The 20,211-nt window shown below is 59.1% G+C and carries 11 protein-coding genes and 1 pseudogene; 4 read left to right on the forward strand and 8 right to left on the reverse strand.

Annotated features, from left to right (window positions below):
• Positions 1–370 precede the first annotated feature (370 nt).
• Positions 371–1,480 (forward strand): annotated as a pseudogene (locus tag E4631_RS24785) (IS3 family transposase).
• Between the two features lie 231 nt (positions 1,481–1,711).
• On the opposite strand, the gene E4631_RS24790 reads toward E4631_RS24785, so the two are convergent.
• The 8 genes from E4631_RS24790 to E4631_RS24825 all read right to left on the reverse strand — a co-directional run bounded on the left by E4631_RS24790 (position 1,712) and on the right by E4631_RS24825 (position 16,485).
• Positions 1,712–3,328, reverse strand: coding sequence for a glycoside hydrolase family 32 protein (locus E4631_RS24790; protein ID WP_133657773.1), 1,617 nt, complete (start codon positions 3,326–3,328; stop codon positions 1,712–1,714).
• A 21-nt stretch (positions 3,329–3,349) separates the two neighbouring features.
• A complete protein-coding gene (locus E4631_RS24795; RefSeq protein WP_133657774.1) occupies positions 3,350–4,885 on the reverse strand; it encodes a glycoside hydrolase family 32 protein in 1,536 nt (511 codons plus the stop codon).
• A 39-nt stretch (positions 4,886–4,924) separates the two neighbouring features.
• Entirely contained in the window at positions 4,925–5,830 is a 906-nt protein-coding gene (locus tag E4631_RS24800) for a carbohydrate kinase (protein WP_133657775.1), read from the reverse strand.
• A gap of 50 nt (positions 5,831–5,880) precedes the next feature.
• Positions 5,881–7,200, reverse strand: coding sequence for a sugar porter family MFS transporter (locus E4631_RS24805; RefSeq protein WP_174805460.1), 1,320 nt, complete (start codon positions 7,198–7,200; stop codon positions 5,881–5,883).
• Between the two features lie 131 nt (positions 7,201–7,331).
• Positions 7,332–9,056 carry a RagB/SusD family nutrient uptake outer membrane protein gene (locus tag E4631_RS24810; RefSeq protein ID WP_133657777.1) on the reverse strand — a complete coding sequence of 575 codons (1,725 nt, stop codon included), beginning with the start codon at positions 9,054–9,056 and terminating at the stop codon, positions 7,332–7,334.
• Between the two features lie 23 nt (positions 9,057–9,079).
• A complete protein-coding gene (locus E4631_RS24815) occupies positions 9,080–12,256 on the reverse strand; it encodes a TonB-dependent receptor (RefSeq protein WP_240735230.1) in 3,177 nt (1,058 codons plus the stop codon).
• 348 nt (positions 12,257–12,604) lie between these two features.
• A complete protein-coding gene (locus tag E4631_RS24820) occupies positions 12,605–15,370 on the reverse strand; it encodes a substrate-binding domain-containing protein (protein WP_133657778.1) in 2,766 nt (921 codons plus the stop codon).
• A 437-nt stretch (positions 15,371–15,807) separates the two neighbouring features.
• Positions 15,808–16,485: a recombinase family protein gene (locus tag E4631_RS24825; RefSeq protein ID WP_133657779.1), complete on the reverse strand. Its 678-nt coding sequence runs from the start codon at positions 16,483–16,485 to the stop codon at positions 15,808–15,810.
• Between the two features lie 183 nt (positions 16,486–16,668).
• On the opposite strand from E4631_RS24825, the gene E4631_RS24830 reads away from it, so the two are divergent.
• From E4631_RS24830 to E4631_RS24840, 3 genes are all read left to right on the forward strand, one after another.
• A complete protein-coding gene (locus E4631_RS24830; protein ID WP_205704313.1) occupies positions 16,669–17,034 on the forward strand; it encodes a hypothetical protein in 366 nt (121 codons plus the stop codon).
• Positions 17,035–17,714: 680 nt separating this feature from the next.
• On the forward strand, positions 17,715–18,191 hold the full coding sequence (locus E4631_RS24835; protein ID WP_133657780.1) for a hypothetical protein: 477 nt from the start codon (positions 17,715–17,717) through the stop codon (positions 18,189–18,191).
• A 1,264-nt stretch (positions 18,192–19,455) separates the two neighbouring features.
• Positions 19,456–19,968, forward strand: a complete 513-nt coding sequence (locus E4631_RS24840) for a hypothetical protein (RefSeq protein WP_135318667.1) — start codon at positions 19,456–19,458, stop codon at positions 19,966–19,968.
• Positions 19,969–20,211 lie beyond the last annotated feature (243 nt).

The following is a 20,211-nucleotide window of genomic DNA, read 5'->3' on the forward strand; positions in this document are numbered from 1 at the left end:
GAAAGCGGCGCGTGATGATGACTATCTCCGACAACTGCTCTGCCAATTAGCTCCTCAGTCCCCAGACGCTAACTAACCTTTTGGTGCTTTTGCCCTGGCTTTAAACTGATAAGGCAGCAAACCAGCTATTTAGCCGGTATAGTATAGAAGTGAATAACGTCTCTGTTTTGCGGTTAGCGTCAATACTTGTCTGTACAAATTCGACGGTTGCTTTTGTCCCGTCGAATTTAACCTGCATATAGCCAGGGCCGTTTAAAAATTTTCCACTGACATACCCCTACTCGGCGGTGAGGTCCTCCCAGTAAACTAGGCCAAGCTAAAGCAGAGCAAATCGGGCACTTGTCGTACCTTAAAACCCCAGACACTTGCCATGAAAAAGACCAAGTTTACCGAGGCCCAAATCGTGTTCGCCCTGCGTCCCGCCGACACCGGCGTGACTGTCGCCGAGGTGTGCCGCAAGATGGGCATTAGCGAGGCCACCTACTATATCTGGGGAAAAAGTACGGCGGACTGGGCGTGCCCGAGTTGCGGCGGCTTAAGCAGTTGCAAGAGGAAAACCAGCACCTTAAATAGCTCGTGGCTGACCTGAGCTTGGACAAGCAGATGCTCCAAGATGTGCTCAAAAAAAAGTTCTAAGGCACGTGCAGCGTCGTCACGCGGCCCAACACCTCATTGACGCTTACCGCATTTCGGCCCGTCGGGCTTTTGCCGAGTCATTGGCTTGCAGCGCGCTAGCTGGGCCTATAAAGCGCATGGCCGGGACGACACCGTGCTACGCCAGCGATTGCGGGAACTGGCTCAAGTGCGCGTACGCTACGGCAGTCAGCGCCTCTATGTCCTACTGCGACGGGAAGGCTGGATGGATAATCACAAGCGTGTGCACCGCCTTTACTGCCTGGAAGGCTTGAACTTACGCAGCAAGCGGCCTAAGCGCAATCGGGCAGTTGCGCACCGGTTAGAGCGGCTACCAATGGGTCGCCCACATCAGTGCTGGAGCATGGATTTCGTGGCCGATAACCTCTTCGATGAGCGCAAAATTCGCGCCTTAACAATAGTCGATAATTTTAGTCGCCAGTGCCTAGCCATTCACGTGGGCCAGTCGCTCAAGGGCGAAGACGTGGTGGCCGTGATGCAACGCTTACACCAAGAATTAGGCGTGGTACCTGAGCGCATTCAGGTCGATAATGGCAGTGCGTTTATCAGCAAAGCACTCGACCGCTGGGCCTACGACTAGCACGTAACGCTCGATTTCTCCCGCCCCGGCAAACCAACATTTAACCAGTATATTTAATTGTTTAATGATAGCTTTCGGGACGAGTGTCTGAATGTGCACTGGTTTCTATCGCTGACCAACGCCCAAGAAAAGATTGAACACTGGCGGCAGGAATATAACAGCTTCCGGCTGCACAGCTCATTAAAGAATTTAACGCCTAATGAGGTAGTAGCTGCCGCCACTACTGTCGAGCTTCAAAACGCCTGATACGCCACTTTCAACCGGCTCATTAAATGGGAGCATGTCATTATAAACCAGTACTTTACTTGGCGACTGCGCCAAGCCATTGGGTAGGGTAGGCAACTGAGGGCAGTCGGCCTGCTACCCACCAGCCGCACAGTGTTGTCCAGCGTGTCTACCACTGCGGTTTACCACGCCGCCCAAAAGCAGCTGTCGGCAAGGCCGCTTGCGGGGGTGGCGCAGGCCATCCCCGGCTAGTTATGGAGCAGTGGTAACTGTCACGTTCTTAAAGGTAGCGGTGGCGTTGTCCGCGAACAGGCCCCACGAGGATTGGGGAGCACGGTACACGCGGCAGGTGAGGGCTGCCGTGTTGTTGAGGTACACCACAACCACCGAATTTTCTTCCACAATCTCCACTGTGTAGTCGGTATTGGGGCGCATGGTGAATGGTACATCGACCGAAGTTGAGCTGACGGTCACGTTACGGCGGTCAGTTTTGTCGAGGCTGAATCGATTTTGTGACGGGATAAAACGCAGACTGTAAAAGCTGTTGTAATTGTCGCAGGCTCCCAGCATAAAGCCAAAATCCTTTGCGGCGCTGGCGTAGTTGACGGTGGTGCTCACTTTGAATTTGGTGGCCGCGATGGGGTTGAATACCACACTGTTGAGGAAGGTGCTCGTGGCAGAAGCCAGCGTGTAGGTATTATTGGCGCCCGCCGTGATGGTGCCGGCCTGGGCGTTTTTCACCAGCGCAATGGGCTTGGCTTCGAGGTTAGCCTTGAGCGTGTGCGGGATGGTCACGGCCAGGTCGCCGTTGGCTTGCTGGTAGAGCTTGTGCACCACTAGGTTGCCGCCCCACTGCCGGTTGCCGGTATCCGTGCTGCCGTCCTGGCGGTTTACCCATCCCATCAGGTAGTTATCACCGTATTTGTCGGTGATAGCCTTCGCGGCGTAGAAGCCTGTTCCGTCGAGGCGGCTGGTACCGCTGGGGGCGCTCCAGGGGCCGTTGAGCGAGCTGCTTTTGCGGTAGTACGCATTCTGGCTGCCCTGGTCTGAGAACAATAGGTAGTACGTGTTGCCGAGCTTGAACAGGTTGGGGCACTCCATGTTGAAGAAGTTGTCGTTGCCCCCGTCGTAGAATACGCCCTGGTAGCTCCAGCTCGTCAGGTTGGTTGAGGTGTACTTGGCCAGCACGCCCTTCCAGTTACCGCCGCCTACGTCTTTGCGGGCCGTTACCAGCATCAGGTACTGGTTGCTGGCGGCATCAAAGTACACGAACGGGTCGCGAAAATTGTCGCCGAAGTCGTAATTCAGGTTGCTCGGTGCGTAGAGCGTGCTGAAGCTGGTCTGCTTGGTAAACTTCTGCCCCGGGCCGGTTGCCGTAGCCAGCATCACGCCCTCTTTCTGGCCGGTGCAACTGTTGCCATTGTTGCCGGTGTAGAAGAAATAATAGGTGCCGTTGCGCTGCACCACGCTGCCCGTGCCAACGGAAAAATCTTGGGCGCAGGTGGTCGAGTTGCTACTCAGCATTTCGCCCGCCGAGGGCTGGGTATAGCTAATAAAATCGCTAGTAGTGAAGGCATTAACCGGATGGTGCTGGCTGGTGCCATCGTTCCAGATGTCGCGCAGGTAATAGATATACGAGGTGTTGGACGCCGCATCGTAATACGGCATCACGTCCCCCACGCCCGCCCCGCCGCTGCCCAGTGGATAGATGGAATAGTTGGTGCCTTCAGCCGGCGCGGCACAAGTAAAGGCGGTGGCCGGCTTGGTGTCATCCACTACCTCCGGGGAGCCAGTATCTTTTTTGCAAGCGCCCAGCGAGAGCAAGGCGAGGCCAGCCGCGCCCAGCGCGGAAGCGAAAGTAGGTTGCATAAAGAATTGGGTGGGAATGAATTAGCGCTGGCCGACCACTGTTGGTTTGCCAGTAGCTTTCGGGGCCAGCGGCGTATTGCTGATTGCCTGGAACGTGATGCCCCGGGCGGCCCGTAGCTTGATGGTAGTCAGGGGCTTGGTGGCGAAGAAAATCTCGGTCATCGCCGTCAGGCCCTGGTCGGCAAACAGCTCGACCGAGGCCGCATCCAGGTATAGCGTCAGCTCGGTGCCGGCCGCCGCGCTCAGGCGCGGAGCCGTGGCGCGGCCCGCAAATTTGGGGCTGAAGCCCACCTGCCCGGCCTTGCTGCGGTCGATGAAATACTGCTTGGCGGCCTGGTCATAGCCCAGCACCAGCTCTTCGCCGGCCGCATTGCCCAGCACCAGCTCGAAGCTGCCAAGCTGCGCGGTTTTGAGCGTGAGCCTGTGCCTATCGCCAGTGGCTTTGAGGCAGGCAGTGAGGTCTACCGAGTTTTTGACGGCCACGTTTTGGATGGTCGTAGCTTTCGTGGCCAGCGTTCTCAGCTCGGCGGCGGGCTGCGAGGTGAGGTACATCTCGCCGCCTTCCTGGCGTAGGCCCAGCTCGCGCGGAATGGTCATGGCGCTGCGCCAGGGCGAGGTGGGCACCTCGTTGGCGTAGTCCCAGTTGCTCATCCAGCCCAGAAACAGGCGGCGGTTGCCGGTGTTGGCCCAGGTCACGCCGGCGTACTCGTCGGGGCCGTAGTCGGCCCACTTCGTCTGCTCGCTGAGGGGCGTAAACGTGTGCCCATCAAACTGACCCACAAAATATTGCGTGGCCGAGCCGCCGTTGGGGCCCCCGGGGTTCAGGTTGACCAGCAGCACCCAGTGCGTTTTGCCATTGAGCGTGAGCGGGAACAAGTCGGGGCACTCCCACACGCCGCCGTGGGCGCCCAGCTTCTGGCCAAACTCGCTTTCCTTGGCCCAGTCCTTGAGGTTTGGCGACGAGTAGAAGGTGATGCGGTCGAGGGTGGCCAGCGTCATCACCCACTTATGGGTAGCCTCGTTCCAGCTCACCTTGGGGTCACGAAAGTCCTTAATGCCGGGGTTTTTAAGCACCGGGTTCCGGTCGTATTTGGTCCAGGTCTTGCCCGCGTCGAGGCTGTAGGCCAGGCTCTGGTTCTGGAAGGTGTTGGTGCCCGCTTTTTCGCCCTTGGGGTCGTGGTGGGTGAAGATGGCCACCAGCGCGTCTTTGCCGAAGCCGGCCGTGTTGTCCTTGTCTACCACGGCCGAGCCCGAGAAGATATAGCCCAGGCTATCAGGGGCTAGCGCAACGGCCTGCTCTTTCCAGCTAAGCATGTCGGGGCTGGTGGCGTGGCCCCAGTGCATGGGGCCCCAGGTCATGCCGCCGGGGTAATACTGAAAAAACAGGTGGTAGGTGCCCTGGTAATACACCATGCCGTTGGGGTCGTTCATCCAGTGCGCGGCCGGGGTAAAATGGTAGGCTGGGCGGTACTGCGGCGTGGCGGGCGGCGGGGTGGTCTGGGCAAAAGTTACCGTGGTCAACAGCGAGCAGCCGAGGAGCGCGAGCAGTTTTTTCATAGTCGGAAAGCAAAGGGTGGGAAAGAGGAAACCTGTTGGCTAAGCAGTTTGCAGCGCTAGCAACCGGGTTACATCGCCCGGCGTAATCGCCGGGGTAGCACCCTGGTGCGTGGCTACCAGGGCCCCGGCTGCGCAGGCAAAGCGCAGCATGGCATCCGGTTGGTCGCCGGCCAGCCAGCCCCTGAGCAAGGCGGCCAGAAAAGCATCGCCGCTGCCGATGGTGTCGCGCACCTCAACTGACAGGCCGGGGGCCCGGTAGAGCTGGCCGCCGGTGTAGAGCATCGCCCCGTCGGCCCCGCAAGTAACGCACACGGCTTGCAGCTGGTAGCGGTCGGCCAGCCAACGCATGGCGGCGGCGCGGTCTTCGCGGTCGGCCACCGGGCCGTAGCCCAGCCAGTCCATCAGCTCGACCAGCTCGTGGTGGTTCATCTTCACCAGGTGCGCCTTGCTGAGCAGGTACTTGGTTATTTCCTTGGTGTAGTGCGGGGGGCGCAGGTTCACGTCGAACACCCGGAAGCGGGCGTTTTCGAGCAGGCGGTAGAGGGTTTCGCGGCTGCCGGCCTGGCGGGCTACCAGGCTGCCGTAGACCAGCACATCGGCCTGCGCCACCGCTTCGGCCAGTTCGGGCTCGTACTGGATGTAGTCCCAGGCCACGGGCTGCACTATCTTGTATACCACCTCGTTGGCATCGTCCACGTTGGCCTTCACCACGCCCGTGAGGTGGGTGTGGCCCTGCTGCACGTGGGCCGTGCTCAGGCCTTTCGACTCGATGAAATCGAGCAGCTCGCGGCCCAGCTCATCGTCGCCCACGCGGCTGATGAGCTGCACGGGCTGCCCCAGCTGGTGCAGGTGCACGGCCACGTTGAAGGGCGCACCGCCCGGCTGCTGGCCGGTGGGTAGGATGTCCCACAGTACTTCGCCAAAGCAGATAACAGACTTATTCATAGTAACTTAATTAAGCAGTGCAATTGGGTTCGGGGTAACCGCGGCGCCGGTTAGTGCAGTACGAGGACCTGGTCGGCTTCCTCCAGGGTTTTGCCCTTTGTTTCGGGCATCAGTTTCCACACGTACAGCAGCTGGAGCACCATCATGGCGCAGAAAAAGGCAAACGTATTGCCGCCGCCCAGCTTTTCGGTGAGGACCGGAAATACGAACGTGATGGCGGCTGCCAGCACCCAGTGCGTCGAGCTGCCCAGCGCCTGGCCCTTGGCCCGCACGGCACTCGGGAAAATTTCGGAGATGAATACCCAGATAACCGCTCCCTGCGAGAAAGCAAAGAACGCGATGTATAGAAACAGCAGCACCGGCACCAGCATGCCCCGCTGCTGGCTATAAAATGCCCACGACACCAGCCCCAGCGTGGCAATGAGCCCCACCGAGCCCACCAGCATCAGCTTGCGGCGCCCAAACTTATCTATGATGTTGACGGCCAGCAAGGTAAAGCAAAAGTTAACCAGCCCGATGCCCGCCGACGACAGCAGCGCCGCGCCCTGGCCCAGCCCCGTCAGCTCGAAAATGCGCGGGGCGTAGTAGATGATGGCGTTGATGCCCGCCAGCTGGTTGAACATGGCGAAGAGCACCGCCAGCAGCACCGGCCGCCGGTATTGCGGGGCCCAGAGCGACTCGCCGGGGCCCTGCTCGGCCGCGTTGGCGACTAGGATGGTGGCTACGTTGGCCTCGGCGGTGGCTGGGTCGATGCGCTCAAAAATGGCCCGGGCCTCGGCGGTGCGGCCGTGACGCAGCAGCCAGCGCGGGCTTTCGGGAATGCGGAACAGCAGCAGGAAAAACGCGATGGCTGGCACGGCCTGCACGCCCAGCATCCAACGCCAGGCATCGGGGCCGATGCCTTTGAGCAGGTAATTGGACAGGTAGGCCAGCAGAATGCCGAACACCACGTTGAACTGGAACATGCCCACCATGCGCCCCCGCGAGGCGGGCGGCGACACCTCCGAGATGTAGAGCGGGGCCGTGACCGAGGAGGCCCCTACCCCCAACCCACCCAGGAAGCGGAAAACCATGAACGGCACCCACGCCGGCGATAGGGCCGCGCCCACCGCCGACACCAGGTAGAGCACCGCAATCCAGGTGAGGGTGGTGCGGCGGCCCAGCGCATCGGAGGGGATACCGCCGAAAATAGCGCCTAACACCGTGCCAATCAAGGCGATGGACATCGTCAGGCCGTGCTCCCAGGAGCTGAGGTGCCAGAGTTGCTGAATGGCCTTTTCGGCCCCCGAAATCACGGCCGTGTCAAAGCCAAACAGCAGGCCACCCAGCGCGACCACAACCGACCAGAATAAGACATTTTTATTCACGATACCAAAGATGATGTTGCTTGATAAATTAGAAAGCCAGAAGCCAGCCAGACTCCGCGTGCGGGGCAGCGGGCCCTCAGTGGTCCCACCCATTCAGCACCGCTGCGCCGTGCCGAAGCCTGGCGGCTACGTGCTTACCACCCGTTGTTTTGCTTATACAGGCCTTTGCTGAAGTTGATTTGGTTAATCGGAATCGGCATGTATTCGTCGCGGCCCGCCGTGAATTTGGCCGTGGACAGGTACTGGCGCAGGTTCTTTTCCTTGGCGAAATAGGTGTTCATATAGGGTGCCGCGATGCCCCAGCGCACCAGGTCGAAGAAGCGGCAGCCTTCCATCGCAAACTCCATCCGGCGCTCGAAGCGCAGCGCCTCGCGGGCGTAGGATTGCGAGAACCCCGCGGCGGGGTAAAGGCCGATTTTGTAGTTGGAAGTGGCCGCGCCACTGGCCGATTTGAGCAGGCCAGTGCTGTTTTGGGCACGCTGACGAATCTGGTTCATAAGCGGCAGCGCCTCCGACGAGCGGTTGAGCTCAATCAGGGCCTCAGCCTTCCAGAGCAGCACGTCGGCATAACGGATGATGGCCCAGTTTTTTGAGCTGCTCATAAAGGGCGGCGTTTTCTGGAAGCTCGGGTCGGTGGGCAGCACGCTCTCCTTCATTGAGAGGTTGTAGCCGTACACCCCTGGCACCCGCACCCACGAGTTGTCGAATACGAACGTAGGATTGTACTTGAATGGGTGCCCGACCACCGCCACCGTGTGATCGACGCGCGGGTCAACGGTGGTGCTGAGGAAGTCACCAGCCGTCACAAGGTCGCCCGACGTGTTGAAGTCCGTGAAGCGGGGTAGGCCATTGGCGTCTGTCTTGAAGGCGTTAATCAGGTTTTGGCTGGGCTGGTGAAACGAGCAGCAGCCGTAATCGGGGTTCATGGGGTAGTTCAGCTCGTTGCCCCGGTCGGTGCGGCCCTTGGGCGTGCCATCATTGCGCGAGAACTGGATGGCGAATACCGACTCCACCCCGTTGTCGCCCGCCGTGAGGAAGTTGGTAGCGTAGTCGCTGTGCAGCGCGTACTTACCCGAGCTGATAACGGCATCGCACAGCGAGTTCACTTCCGCCATCTTGGCAGCGTCGATGCCCGTCACGGCGTTGTTATTATCTTGGGTGTAAGCTTGGTAAAGCACCGTTTTGGCCAGGTAGGCCTGGGCGGCCGACTTGTTGGCGCGGCCGATTTCGGACTGGGTGGCCGGCAGGTTGGCCACCGCAAAGCGAAAGTCGTCGGCTACCTTGCTCCAGAGCGCATCGTTGGTCAGCGCCACGTTCGAGATGGTGGGGTACTGGTCGGTGGGTAGGGTTTCGTCGATGTACGGCACGTACTTGAACATCTCCTTGAGCAGGAAGTAGAAGTGCCCACGCAGGAAGCGCATCTCGCCCTGGCGCACGGCCTTGTTGGGCATGGCGGCCACGTCGATGGCGTCGAGGCGGCGCAGCGCGTCGTTGGCCCGCGAAATGCTCAGGTACATGCGGTACCAGAACTCATCGGTGTTGGTGATATCGACGCGGTTGAAGGTAAAGGTTTCGTAGAAGTGAAACGCATCCACGTCGGCCGTGCCGCCGCCGCCCTTGTAGGCGTCGCCGCCGCGCACGTTGCCATAGGGCCACATGGAGGTGTAGGGTACGTAGTAGATGTCGTTGCCAAGCTGCGAGTAGGCGGCAATTACTTGTTTTTCAATATTATCCGGGGTATTGAGCTGCGCGTCATCGAGCGCGCCGGTCGGGTCCACGTTGAGAAAGCTTTTGTCGTTGCAACTCACGGAGATGGTAAGCAGCGAGAAAGCCAGCAGGCCGGTTTGGAGAAATTTCATGGGAATTAGCGCTAGCGTATCAATTAAAAAGAGACGTTGAGGCCGGCAGTGAACACGCGCGGAATGGGGTACTGGTAGTTGGTTACCTCGGGGTCGGGGCCGGTGAACTGCTTGCTCTTAATGGTGAAGAAGTTCTGCCCCTGCACGTAGAAGCGCACGTTTTGCAGCCGGATTTTGCTCACCAGCGCGGTCGGCAGGTTGTAGCCCAGCTGGAAGTTGCGCAGCTTCAGGTAAGAAGCATTCTCGATGAAGTAGGTCGAGGAGCGCCCTTCGTTGTTGGAGTTGACGAGGGTAGGGGCCGGAATTGAGGAGCCCGTATTGGTAGGCGACCAGGCATCGAGCAGGCGCTGCCCCCAGTTCTCACCCGAAGCCAGCGACGAGAAATCGGTGCGGAATTTTGCATTGTTGTAGGCGTACAGCCCCTGCACGCCCTGCAAAAACACCTGCACGTCGAAGCCCTTCCACGACGCGCCCAGGTTGAGGCCGTAGTTGAAATCCGGGATGGCCTCCGAAATCCAGGTCTGGTCGAAGTTGTCGATTTTGCCGTCGCCGTTCAGGTCGCGGTAGCGGATGCGGCCAGCCGCCGCGCCCACCTGAGTCGGGCCGCTGCTCACTTCGACGGCGTTCTGGTACAGGCCATCGGCCACGTAGCCGTACACCGCGTTCACGGAGTGGCCCAGGCGCGTTACGTCCTGACCGTTGCCGCCGTAGGCGTTAATGACCTCGGCGGGCAGGTAGGTGAGCTTGTTGCGATACGTCGAAACGTTGCCGGTAATGTTGAAGGTCAAGCCATTAGCCAGCGTGTTCTGGTAGCCCAACAGAAATTCCAAGCCCGAGTTTTTAATGGAAGCGCCGTTCACGAACTTGTCGCCGCCCTCGCCTACAACCCCCAGGTAGGGCAGGTTCACGAGGATGTCGGTGGTGTTCTTGATGAAGTAATCGACCGAGCCGGTAAGCTTGTTGCCCAAGAAGCCGAAGTCAACCCCGATGTTGGTTTGGGTGGTGGTTTCCCACTTCAGGTTGGGGTTGGCCTGCTGCACCCGGCGGTAGCCCGAGAGCAGGTTGGTATCGTTGCCGTAGATGTCGTAGGCCGTGCCGATGTCGTAGGCAAAGTTGGGGTCGAGCGTGCCCAAGCTCGACTGGTAGATGGCCCGCGAGGCGTAGCTGGCAATGTCCTGGTTGCCGGTCTGGCCCCAGCCGGCGCGCAGCTTCAGGTCGGAGATAAATGCCACGTTGTTTTTCAGAAAGTTCTCTTCGCTGAGGCGCCAGCCACCCGACACCGCTGGGAAGATACCAAACTGATTATCAGTCCCGAAGCGCGAAGAGCCATCGCGGCGCACCGTGCCCGACAGCAGGTAGCGGTCCTTATACGCGTAGTTGACTTTGGCAAAATAGGAGGCTAGCCGGTACGAGTTGGCCGAGCCGCCGTTGTCCTTGTTGGCCGAGCCGGCATCGAGCACGATGTAGTTGGGGTCCTGGCTGGCAAAGTTGGTGCGCGAGGCGTAGAAAGCCTCCTGGTTGTAACTGATACGCTCATTGCCCACTAAAACGCTCAATGTGTGGTCGCCGCCGCCTAGGCTCAGGTCGTAGTTCAAGGTGTTTTGCCACACCCAGTTGCCGAAGGTGCTTTCGTTGTTGGTAACCCGGTTGTTGGCGTTGGAGAGGTAGCCCGCCGTAAAGGTTTTGTACAGCTCGTTGTACTTATAGAGCGAGTAGTCAATGCCAAAGCTGGTGCGCAGGTGCAGCCCCTTGATGATTTCGGCATCGGCAAACCCGTTGCCAAAGAGGCGGTACAGGTCCGAGCGGTTCTGCTGGTTGTCGGTGAGCAGGCGCACGGGGTTGTCGCGGTCGCCAATGCCGTTGACCGGGCCGCCCCAGCCCACGCCGTCCACGGTGTGCACGGGCACGATGTTGAGCAGCTGGCTACTGCGGTCGCGTATCAGGTTCAGGTCGTACTGCGCTTCCTGCAACTTGCTCACCGTGAGGTTCTGGCCTATCTTGAGGTGGTCGCCCAGCAGCGAGTAGTCCGAGTTGAGGCGGCCCGTCCAGCGGTCGGCACCGGTGAACTTCAGCGTGCCCGAGTTCTTGTAGTAGTTCAGCGAAAACAGCACGCCGCCGTGCTCGCCGCCATTGCTCACGTTCACGTTGTACTGCTGCACGATGGCCGTCTGCTGGGTTTCCTTGAACCAGTCGGTATCGGCGGTGCGCTGCGTCTTGGCCGCGTCCAGAAACTCCGGCACTACCACGTTGTCGAGCACCGGCTGCCCGTTGGGCCCCTGGTGCGACTGAAAGTTGTAGAACGGAATGTTGGGCGTCGCGCCATCGTTTATCGCCGCCTGCCAGTAGATGCGGCCGTAGTCGTTGGTATTCAGCATCTTGATGTGCGGCCCCGGCGTTTGGGCCGACACGAAGGTGGAGAAATCCACCCGCGTCACGCCCTTCTTGGCCTTGCGCGTCGTGATGATAATCACGCCATTGCCGGCCCGCGAGCCGTAGATGCTGGCCGCTGAGGCATCCTTCAGCACCTGAATGCTCTCGATGTCATTCTGGTTGATTTGGTTGATGCCCGTCTTGGTCGGAATGCCGTCAATCACGTAGAGCGGGTCGTTGTTGCCCGAAAGCAGCGTGCCGAAGCCCCGGATGCGCACCGCCGCGTTGGCGCCGCTCGGCGAGCCGTCGGTCGTAACCTGTACGCCCGGCACCCGCCCCTGCAGATTGTTGACCACGTTGTTGGAGGTCATACCCTTAATTTCCTCCACCTTCACTACCGCTACTGCGCCCGTCAGGTCGGCGCGCTTCTGCGTTTGGTAGCCCGTCACTACCACCTCACTCAGGTCCTGGGTGGAGGGCTTCAGCTGCACGCTCAGGGTGGTGTGTCCGGCCACGGCCACCTCCTGCGACACGTAGCCCACCGACGAGAGCACGAGCGTAGCCGTGGAAGAAGCCGTGAGGGTAAACTTGCCGTCGGCGTCGGTCGATGTACCGTTGGTGGTGCCTTTCACCACTACCGTTACGCCGGGCAGGCTACCCCCCTTTTCATCGCTTACCTGGCCCGTGATGGTAATGTCAGCCAGCACGCCGGCTGGGGTTGCGGGCCGGGCCGCCAGGGAGGGGGTAGGGAGCGCGGCCATTGCCAGCGGCGCGGTAGCCAGGAGCGTGGGCAAGCAGAGCCGCCGCGCTAAGAGTACGCTTTTGCGCATAAGTGCCAAAAAAAAATGGGTGAGAAAAAGGAGTGCGTCTATGCCGGGCAGGGCCTGTATGCGTCTTGTAAGTGTTCGGTTACCCAGCTGGCAGCGGCTGCCTGGGTTTGGGCGCAACGGCCCAAACGGCTGGGTGAAGCGAACGGAACAAAACGGCCCCGGCGGCTTTACGACTCAAAATTCCTCCCTATTTTCCGTTGGCTTGTTACACGATTGATTCAAAAGCTTTCAAGTTTGAATCAATCGCCTTCATAAATACTACTTGTTGATAATCAGTAATTTATGCCAGATTAGTGTTTTAAATTCAAACCCCGCTTTCACTTTTTGCACCCGGTTTTCACTTTTAGCTCACACGCTGGGCGCGCTGTGCAGCGCCCGAAATTCGGAGGGCGACATCTGGTAGCGGGCCTTGAAGCTGGTGGAGAAATAGGCCGGGGATGAGAAGCCCAGCTGGTAGGCCACTTCGGCAATGGCGAGGCCTTCCTCTAGCAGCAGCTGGCGGCTTTTGGTAAGGCGCAGGCCCTGGATAAAATCCGTGACGCCGGTGCCCAGCACGGCCTTCACCTTGCGGTAGAGCTGCACCCGCGAGAGCCCCAGGCTACTCGCCACGTCGTCGACGCTCAGCTCGGGCCGCGCCAGGTTGGCTTCCACAATGGCGGTGAGGTCGGCCAGAAACTTCTGGTCTACCCGCTGCTGGGGCGGCACCGTGGCGGTGTCGGTACTCAGCTCGCGGCGAAAATGCTCGCGCTGGCGCTGGCGGTTGCCCAGCAAGGTGCGCAGGCTTTCGAGCAAAAAAGTGGGGTTAAAGGGCTTAGTGAGGTAGAGGTCGGCGCCGGCCTGCACCCCCTCTACCTGCTGCTCGGGAGCCGAGCGCGCCGTGAGCAGCACCACCGGAATGTGGGAGGTGCGCCAGTCGCCCTTGAGCTGGTCTACTACTTCCAGCCCGCTGCGGTCAGGTAGCATCACATCGCACACCACCAGGTCCGGGATAGTATCGGCGGCTAAGCGCAGGCCGGTGGCCGCGTCGAGGGCCGTTTGCACCTGAAAGTGGGGCCGTAGCTTACGAGCCAGGAAGTCGTTGACTTCGGGATTGTCCTCAATCACCAGTACCAGGGCCGCGCTGGTGTCGCCGGTGGCAAAGGCCGCCTCGGGTAGCGTGTCGGCTAGGTCTTCATCCAGGGAAAAAGCAGCCGCTACAGGCATCGACACGGGCACGGCCGAGCGCATGGCGTCGGGCAGGCTAAGGGGCAGCGTCACCACAAATGTGCTGCCCTGGCCCGGCTGGCTTCGAAAGCTCAGCTGCCCCTGGTGCAGCCGCGTGAGGCCCAGCGCCAGCGCCAACCCCATCCCCGAGCCTTTGCCGCCGGGGGCCTGCCCCTGATAAAACCACTCAAAAATATGTGCCTGGTCGTGGGCACTGATACCCGGGCCGGTGTCCTCCACGCTTACCCGCACCTGCCCCGAGGCCGGCACCGGCTCGATGCTCACCGTAATCTGGCCCTTTTCGGGGGTGAATTTCAAGGCATTGGCTATCAGATTGAAAAAGACCTTGTCCAGAATATTGACGTCGAACCACAACCAAACCGCCGGCTCGGCTGGCAAAAAACGCAGGTTGACCCCTCGCTGCCGGGCGGTCTTTTCAAATACATCCAGTATTTCGCGGATGAAGGCCACTAGGTTGCATTCGGTGGCGCGCACCGGCATCTTGCCCACGTCGATTTTGCGAAAATCCATGAGCTGGTTCACCAGCTGCAACAGGCGCTGCGCGTTGCGGCGCACCAGGCTCAGCTCGTGGCGCTGGCTGGCGGCCAGCGGTGGCCCATCGGTGAGCACCTCCTCCAGCGGCCCCAAAATGAGGGTGAGCGGCGTGCGCAGCTCGTGCGAGAAATTGGTGAAAAACCGCAGCTTCGCCTCCGTCTCTACCCGCGCCTGCTCGGCCAGCTCCTGAATCTGGTTGCGCTGCGAGCGGATTTCCTGGTTCTGCCCGGCTAGCATGCGGGTGATGCGGCGGTTGGCGCGCAGTGCCCGCCACACCAGCAGCCCGAGCACGGCGGCAGCCAGCAGCGCGCCGCCCAGCACGTAGAGCCCCCGCCGCTGGGTGGCAAAGGTGAGGCGCTGGGTTTGCAGCAGCTCCTGCTGCCGCTGAATATCCTGCTGCTGGCTGGTCAGCTTTTCGGTTTGCATCTTCATGGTCAACACGTTGGTCGAATCAATAACCATGGTGCTCAGCAGGTTTTCCTTGGCATAGGGCTCGTGCTGCAAAATGTGCATGGCCGTGCGAATGGCCTCCTCCCCCCCCGGCGAGTAGAGCATCGTGGCCTCAATAATGCCGTCTTGCACCAGTTGAATCCCACCTTGCGGCCCTGCCAGCCCGTCTACCCCCACCACCCGTACCCGACGCGCCAGGCCTACTTGCTTGCACACTTGGTAAGCCCCCAAAGCCATGCGGTCGTTGTGGGCAAAAATGAGCCGCACCTCAGGATGCGCGCGTAGCATGGCCGGCAGCGCGGCCAGCACCGAGGGGCGCTGCCAGGTGCCCTGTATTTCGCCCACCACGTGCACCCCCGGAAAAGCCTTTAGCGCCTGCATCAGCCCCTGGTGGCGGTCGCGGGCCGGCGATGAGCCCGCCGCGCCCAGCACTTCCAGCATATCGCCTTTGCCTCCCAGCAGGCTGCCGATATAGCGGCCCGCGGCCTGGCCTACCTCTTGGTTGTTGCCCCCCACGTAGGCCGTATAAAGCTTGGAGGTAGTGCGTCGGTCCAGGATAACCACCGGCGTGCCTCGGTTGAAGGCCTCTTCTACGAGTGGGGTAATCGGCTCCGCCTCGTTGGCCGAGACAATCAGTAAATCAACCCCCTCTTTTAGAAAATCACCTAGCTGCTGTTGTTGCAGCGCAGTGTTATCGTGCGCATCCTTGAGGCGAAACTCTACGTTGGGGTAGAAGCTCAACTCCTTCTTCATACCCGCCAGCATCGCTTGTCGCCACGCATCGTTCATGGTGCACTGCGAAAAACCGATGACGTAGTGTGGCGTTGGCGCGGCGCGGGCTAGCCCTACCTGCCAGCAGGCTAGCAGCAAAACTACCCAATTTCTCAATCTGGCGAAGCGCTTCATAACCCTAAGGTAACAGCTACTTTTTTTAACAAGAGTTGATAAGAATACAAAACGTCAAAGTAGTTAGGGCTTACGCAAAGCATAAGGTGGGTTGGGCGAGTTCACGGCGTAAATAGTCATCTAGCAGCCCATGTTTGAGTTGATAAACCGTAGTTTTTGTTTGGTAAGCAAAGCGCTTGAGACAGGTCCAGGTGCGCAGGGCCAGGGCAATGCGGTTGCGTTGGCTTCGGGCTAGGCGACATTTACAAGCTTGTAAACCAGCAAATTGCTTAGCCTATAGGTGAAACTGCTTAATCAGCCAGCGCACATTGCTTTCTTGTTCAGCAACCTGTCGACCACATGGTCGAGTTTGCTTTTGCAATCTGTCTCGGGGACGAACAGGCGATAGTCCACCAGCCAGAACTGCTCAGGCTCGGGATTGACATACACGCAGTTGACTAGGCTGATGCCTTTGATGCTACCTGACCGCGTTCATGGAAGCGCTGCACCTGCTTTTGATTGAAGGTCCCCCCGCGCGGAGCCGTAAAGCCGAGCGCGTTCAACTCCCCCGCCAGTTGGCGAAAGCTCACCCCCTGCGCCCGGCGGGAGGCAATAAAGGCCGCCGTTTGCCGCAGGCCCGGGTGCTGCTGCAGGTGGGTTCGCCGCACGAGCAGGCTCTGTTCCCGAGCTGCGGCCGTGAGGTTGGCCGGCGTGCCTAACTGGGCGCCCCGCGCCTTCTTGGCCGCGAGCGCATCCTTCGTCCGCTTCGAGATGGTTTCGCGCTCGTGCTGGGCGAGCACGGCAAAGAGACCCACGGTAAGGGTATTCGCATCGGGCATGTCGCAGCACACGAAATCCACCCCCGAATCACGGAGCGTCAGAATGAAACTTGCGTTGCGACTAAGCCGGTCAAGCTTAGCAATAAGCAGAATCCCATCCGTGGCGCGGGCCGCGGCCATCGCGGCGAGCAGTTGGGGGCGCTGGTTCTTCTTACCACTCTCCACTTCGACGTACTCGCCCTGCGGCTGGCTCCCTTTGAGGAAGCTGACCACCGCCGCCTGTTGCGCTTCGAGCCCGAGACCAGAGGCTCCTTGCTTTTGGGTCGAGACGCGGTAGTAGGCAAAATAAGCAGGCATGACAGAATGACCTTTTGAAAGGAAGGGATTTTAGGTAAAGATACCTGCTATAGTCATTTGTTAAACGTTCGTTTAAATAATGTGACAAGCCCCTTCGGCTCTCAATTCTACGTGATAATAAGGATTGCTACTTGTAAGCCGGCTCAACGGATATAACGAGAGTCTCATACGTACTTCGCCCTCATGATGTGGGAATCGATAACCATTGAGGCACTCTACGACAAGATTCTCCTGGCTGAGGAGGAGATGAGGGGGGAAATATTGCGGTTTTGGGAGCTAATTCAAATATTCCCCGAGAAGTGGCAGCAGCTCCCCTATGGCCAAGAAGGGGGTGGATTTTGGGCGGTGGGTCTCTGTGGCAAGCAGGTCATCTGGTATAATGACATTGAGGAAGGATTCAATATCTCCGATTACGACCAGTATGGGCTGATCAAAGACTATTGGTGTAACCAAGATGCGTTGCAATACCCCGTGCAACAACTGCTTAGCATCATCAAGATGGGCGGAGAGGGCTTTCGGCGTGCTGGCCCACCACAAGAGATAGCGTAGCCACGCTGAAGAAGCCAGTTGTATGCGGCCTTGGCGCTGGGATTCAAAAATCTACTTCTTTTCCAGACTCGTCCGATATCGAAGCAGCGCCGTAATCTTCGGGCTTCCTATTCCATCTTCGGTCTCTATGCCTAGTTTCTTCTGTAAATGCGGAGAACGCATCCTAGACGGGCAGATTCCGCATCCGACTGAATGGCTGCTCCTGTCAGACGTCGAATATGGTACCTACTCAGGCATGCTAGATGCCGAGCAACTATACCTAGCTATGAAAAGCATGCTCCTATGCCCGCAGTGCGGCCGAGTATGGATTTTTTGGAATGGGTATCAGCAGCTTCCTACTTGCTACGGTCAAGAATAGCTAACTCTATTACCTTCCTAACGGGAAGAAGTGAATTATGAGGCAAATAGAACTTTGGGAATAGTATGAAGAATGTTCTTTCCACTCTGATTCCTTAGAAAAGCCACTTAACGTAACATTGCTTCGAAGACAAACCTCGGAAAAGTGGCGGTTTTATAATTGCCTGGCCGCTGCGCCTGATATGCTATTTTAGCAAGACTTCCTACTCAAGTGCTCAACTCTGTCCTATATCCTGGGCCTCGCTGCAACGTTTTACTTTCATATCGCATCAACTAGCTGTGGCTTAAATTTTTCACTGCTTAGTTTTTTCTGCTTTCCTGCTATGAAATTCAATTCATTACTTACCCTAGCTAACTTGAGTTTGTTAGCTATGAGTACCAGCTGTGAAAAAAGCACAGCAACTGACCCTACCCCAGCAGTTTCGGAAAACAACATTAGTGGGGAATGGGAGTGGGTTAAGACCGTTGGCGGGCTGACGGGGAATCAAACCTACACGCCTTCCTCCACAGGCGTAGCTACCAAATGGGTGTTCAAACCCGACAGCACTTTTCAGCAGTATGATACCCGCCAAGGGGTTACTCAGCTAACAGAATCTACTACTTTCTCCATCAGGTCAGCTCGTAGTATCTATACTGGGCAGCCTACCCAGGCTTTACGCATTAATCGCCACGTTAGCGCAGGGTCACCTAGCACCTTAGTCATCCAGCCTGTTATCTATATCATCGAGGAACTGGGGACTGAATTAAAAATAGCAGACAATTACGCGGATGGATTTGGCCAAACGTACCGCCGTAAATAATATTTTTTAGCTGGCTACTCAGGAGAAGTTTTAGCTTTTACGTGCTAGTAACGACCGTCTGCTAAACGTTATAGAGCCCTGTCCTTTGACCTGCGTCTACGTCTGTTTTAGCAGGAATTAAAGGCGCCGGGTTCGCGCAGCGAACCCGGCCGCGCCACTGGCCGACCTTACGGCCGCGCCACTGGCCGACCTTACGGCCGCGCCACTGGCCGACCTTACGGCCGCGCCACTGGCCGACCTTACGGCCGCGCCACTGGCCGACCTTACGGCCGCGCCACTGGCCGACCTTACGGCCGCGCCACTGGCCGACCTTACGGCCGCGCCACTGGCCGACCTTACGGCCGCGCCACTGGCCGACCTTACGGCCGCGCCACCGCCTGTCTAGGCAGAATCCACTCACTTGTGAGCACAAGTGAGTCCTTTTTGACGCGCTTTCTGGGTAGCTACTTCATAAATGGCCCTCGTAGCGCGCTTGCTGTTAAGCATAAAACATGTTATAAGCCGCTGCGCTCCTGACTGGCAATGAGCCTCCAAGTGAGGCCTATTGCCAGTCAGGAGCCGGGTAAGGTGCTGGCGTTTTCGCGTAGCGAAAACGCCCAAAACGCTCAGCAAGTGGGGCGGCACCCGCTACTGGAAGCTGGTAAACCGGCCAGTTCGGGGCCGGTGCACCGGCCGTTTTACCGGTTTGCATGAGGTGGGACGCTAGCGGCTGTAGTGGCTGAAGCACGGCGTTCGCGGCCAACCGGCTGGCGGAATAGCCCCCGTAGCTGTTTCTACCTAATACAGCGAGCCGCTCCGGCAGTACTGAGTTCGCTACGGCCGATTGAGCGGCCGGTTTGCCGACCGCGCTTAAAGCGTGTAGCTAAGCAGCGCATTGGCGCTACGGCTAGTTGCCCGCCTGCGCACTCCCTGCTGCTGCGCGTGCTGAGACGCCTGCGGGCTAACAAGGTGCTTAAATAGCATTTAAGCTATCGAAATTCCTTTGTTCGTTCCGGCCTGGTGTCCAGCGCCAACAGGTAAAAGCGCACCCGCACTGTGAGGGTGGCTTAACCCCTAAACCGGCTAATTTTCGGATAATCGCACGACGATTATTCGAAAATTAGCCGGTTTAGGGGTTTCTTTACGGATGGCCTATCAGAAACAACCGCTCAAAAACCGACTTTGTGCCCACTGTGGCGACCCCTATCAGGCCGTGGACCGGCGGCGGATGTATTGCTGCCCTTCCTGCAAGACCTTGGCCAGTAATGCTCGTCGCCGCACCGCCATGGGAGAACCGACCTCCCTGGCCGCGCCCGTAGTTGCTGCCGGGCCCACCCCGTCGCTGCCTTTTGACCTGCAAACGGTGGGGGTGGTCGCCGTGGGCTCGGCCCTGGGGACGTTGGGCCTGCGCGCGGTTGATAAAGTGTTCAGTACCCCCAGTCCACCCCCGAGTGCCCCGGCGCTGCCGTTGCTCACTGTTTCCGTGGCTCCCGGCCCTGAGGACCCGGCTAATTGGTTGCCGGCCGGCTTGCTGACCGCGGCTGCTCCGCGTGTCCGCTTAGAGGGGATGAACGGGGAGCCCGCCGCAGTCTTTGTGCAGCTTCACTACCTGGGGCACACGCTCTACTATCAGCCCAGCCAACGCGTGCTGCTCTGGCGCGCCGCCCCCGGCCAGCTCCAGGCCCTCTACTCCGCCGCGGACGTGGCGTTTGCGGCCGAGCAGATTCCCTGCGACGACGCCGGCACGGGCCCGCCGCCGTGGCTTAGCGCAAGCGGCGGGTTGAAAACAATTGGCTAGTTAGGAAGTACGGCTACCGAGTAGGAGCGCCTCTTGCTCCTACTCGCTCCTACTCGGTAGCCATAATCTGCCAAACCTACTAGTGGTCTGACAACTTAATTCTGCCAGTAACAGTACCGAGTAAACACTATCCGTTTTTTGCCAATGCCCCGCCTCGCCAAACCCGTCATGCTACCGCCTGCCGATGCCGCCAAATTAGAGGCGATTGTCAAAAAAGGCACCCACAAGAGCCGCAAAATCGCG

Origin of the sequence: Hymenobacter sp. UV11 (genome assembly GCF_004684095.1) — a bacterium.
Classification (GTDB): domain Bacteria; phylum Bacteroidota; class Bacteroidia; order Cytophagales; family Hymenobacteraceae; genus Hymenobacter.

Bases quoted from the DNA above. Each gene is read 5' to 3' on its own strand.
- E4631_RS24790 (WP_133657773.1), bottom strand. From the start codon at position 3,328: ATGCAACCTACTTTCGCTTCCGCGCTGGGCGCGGCTGGCCTCGCCTTG.
- E4631_RS24795 (WP_133657774.1), bottom strand. From the start codon at position 4,885: ATGAAAAAACTGCTCGCGCTCCTCGGCTGCTCGCTGTTGACCACGGTA.
- E4631_RS24800 (WP_133657775.1), bottom strand. From the start codon at position 5,830: ATGAATAAGTCTGTTATCTGCTTTGGCGAAGTACTGTGGGACATCCTA.
- E4631_RS24810 (WP_133657777.1), bottom strand. From the start codon at position 9,056: ATGAAATTTCTCCAAACCGGCCTGCTGGCTTTCTCGCTGCTTACCATC.
- E4631_RS24815 (WP_240735230.1), bottom strand. From the start codon at position 12,256: ATGCGCAAAAGCGTACTCTTAGCGCGGCGGCTCTGCTTGCCCACGCTC.
- E4631_RS24820 (WP_133657778.1), bottom strand. From the start codon at position 15,370: ATGAAGCGCTTCGCCAGATTGAGAAATTGGGTAGTTTTGCTGCTAGCC.
- E4631_RS24825 (WP_133657779.1), bottom strand. From the start codon at position 16,485: ATGCCTGCTTATTTTGCCTACTACCGCGTCTCGACCCAAAAGCAAGGA.
- E4631_RS24830 (WP_205704313.1), top strand. From the start codon at position 16,669: ATGATGTGGGAATCGATAACCATTGAGGCACTCTACGACAAGATTCTC.
- E4631_RS24835 (WP_133657780.1), top strand. From the start codon at position 17,715: ATGAAATTCAATTCATTACTTACCCTAGCTAACTTGAGTTTGTTAGCT.
- E4631_RS24840 (WP_135318667.1), top strand. From the start codon at position 19,456: ATGGGAGAACCGACCTCCCTGGCCGCGCCCGTAGTTGCTGCCGGGCCC.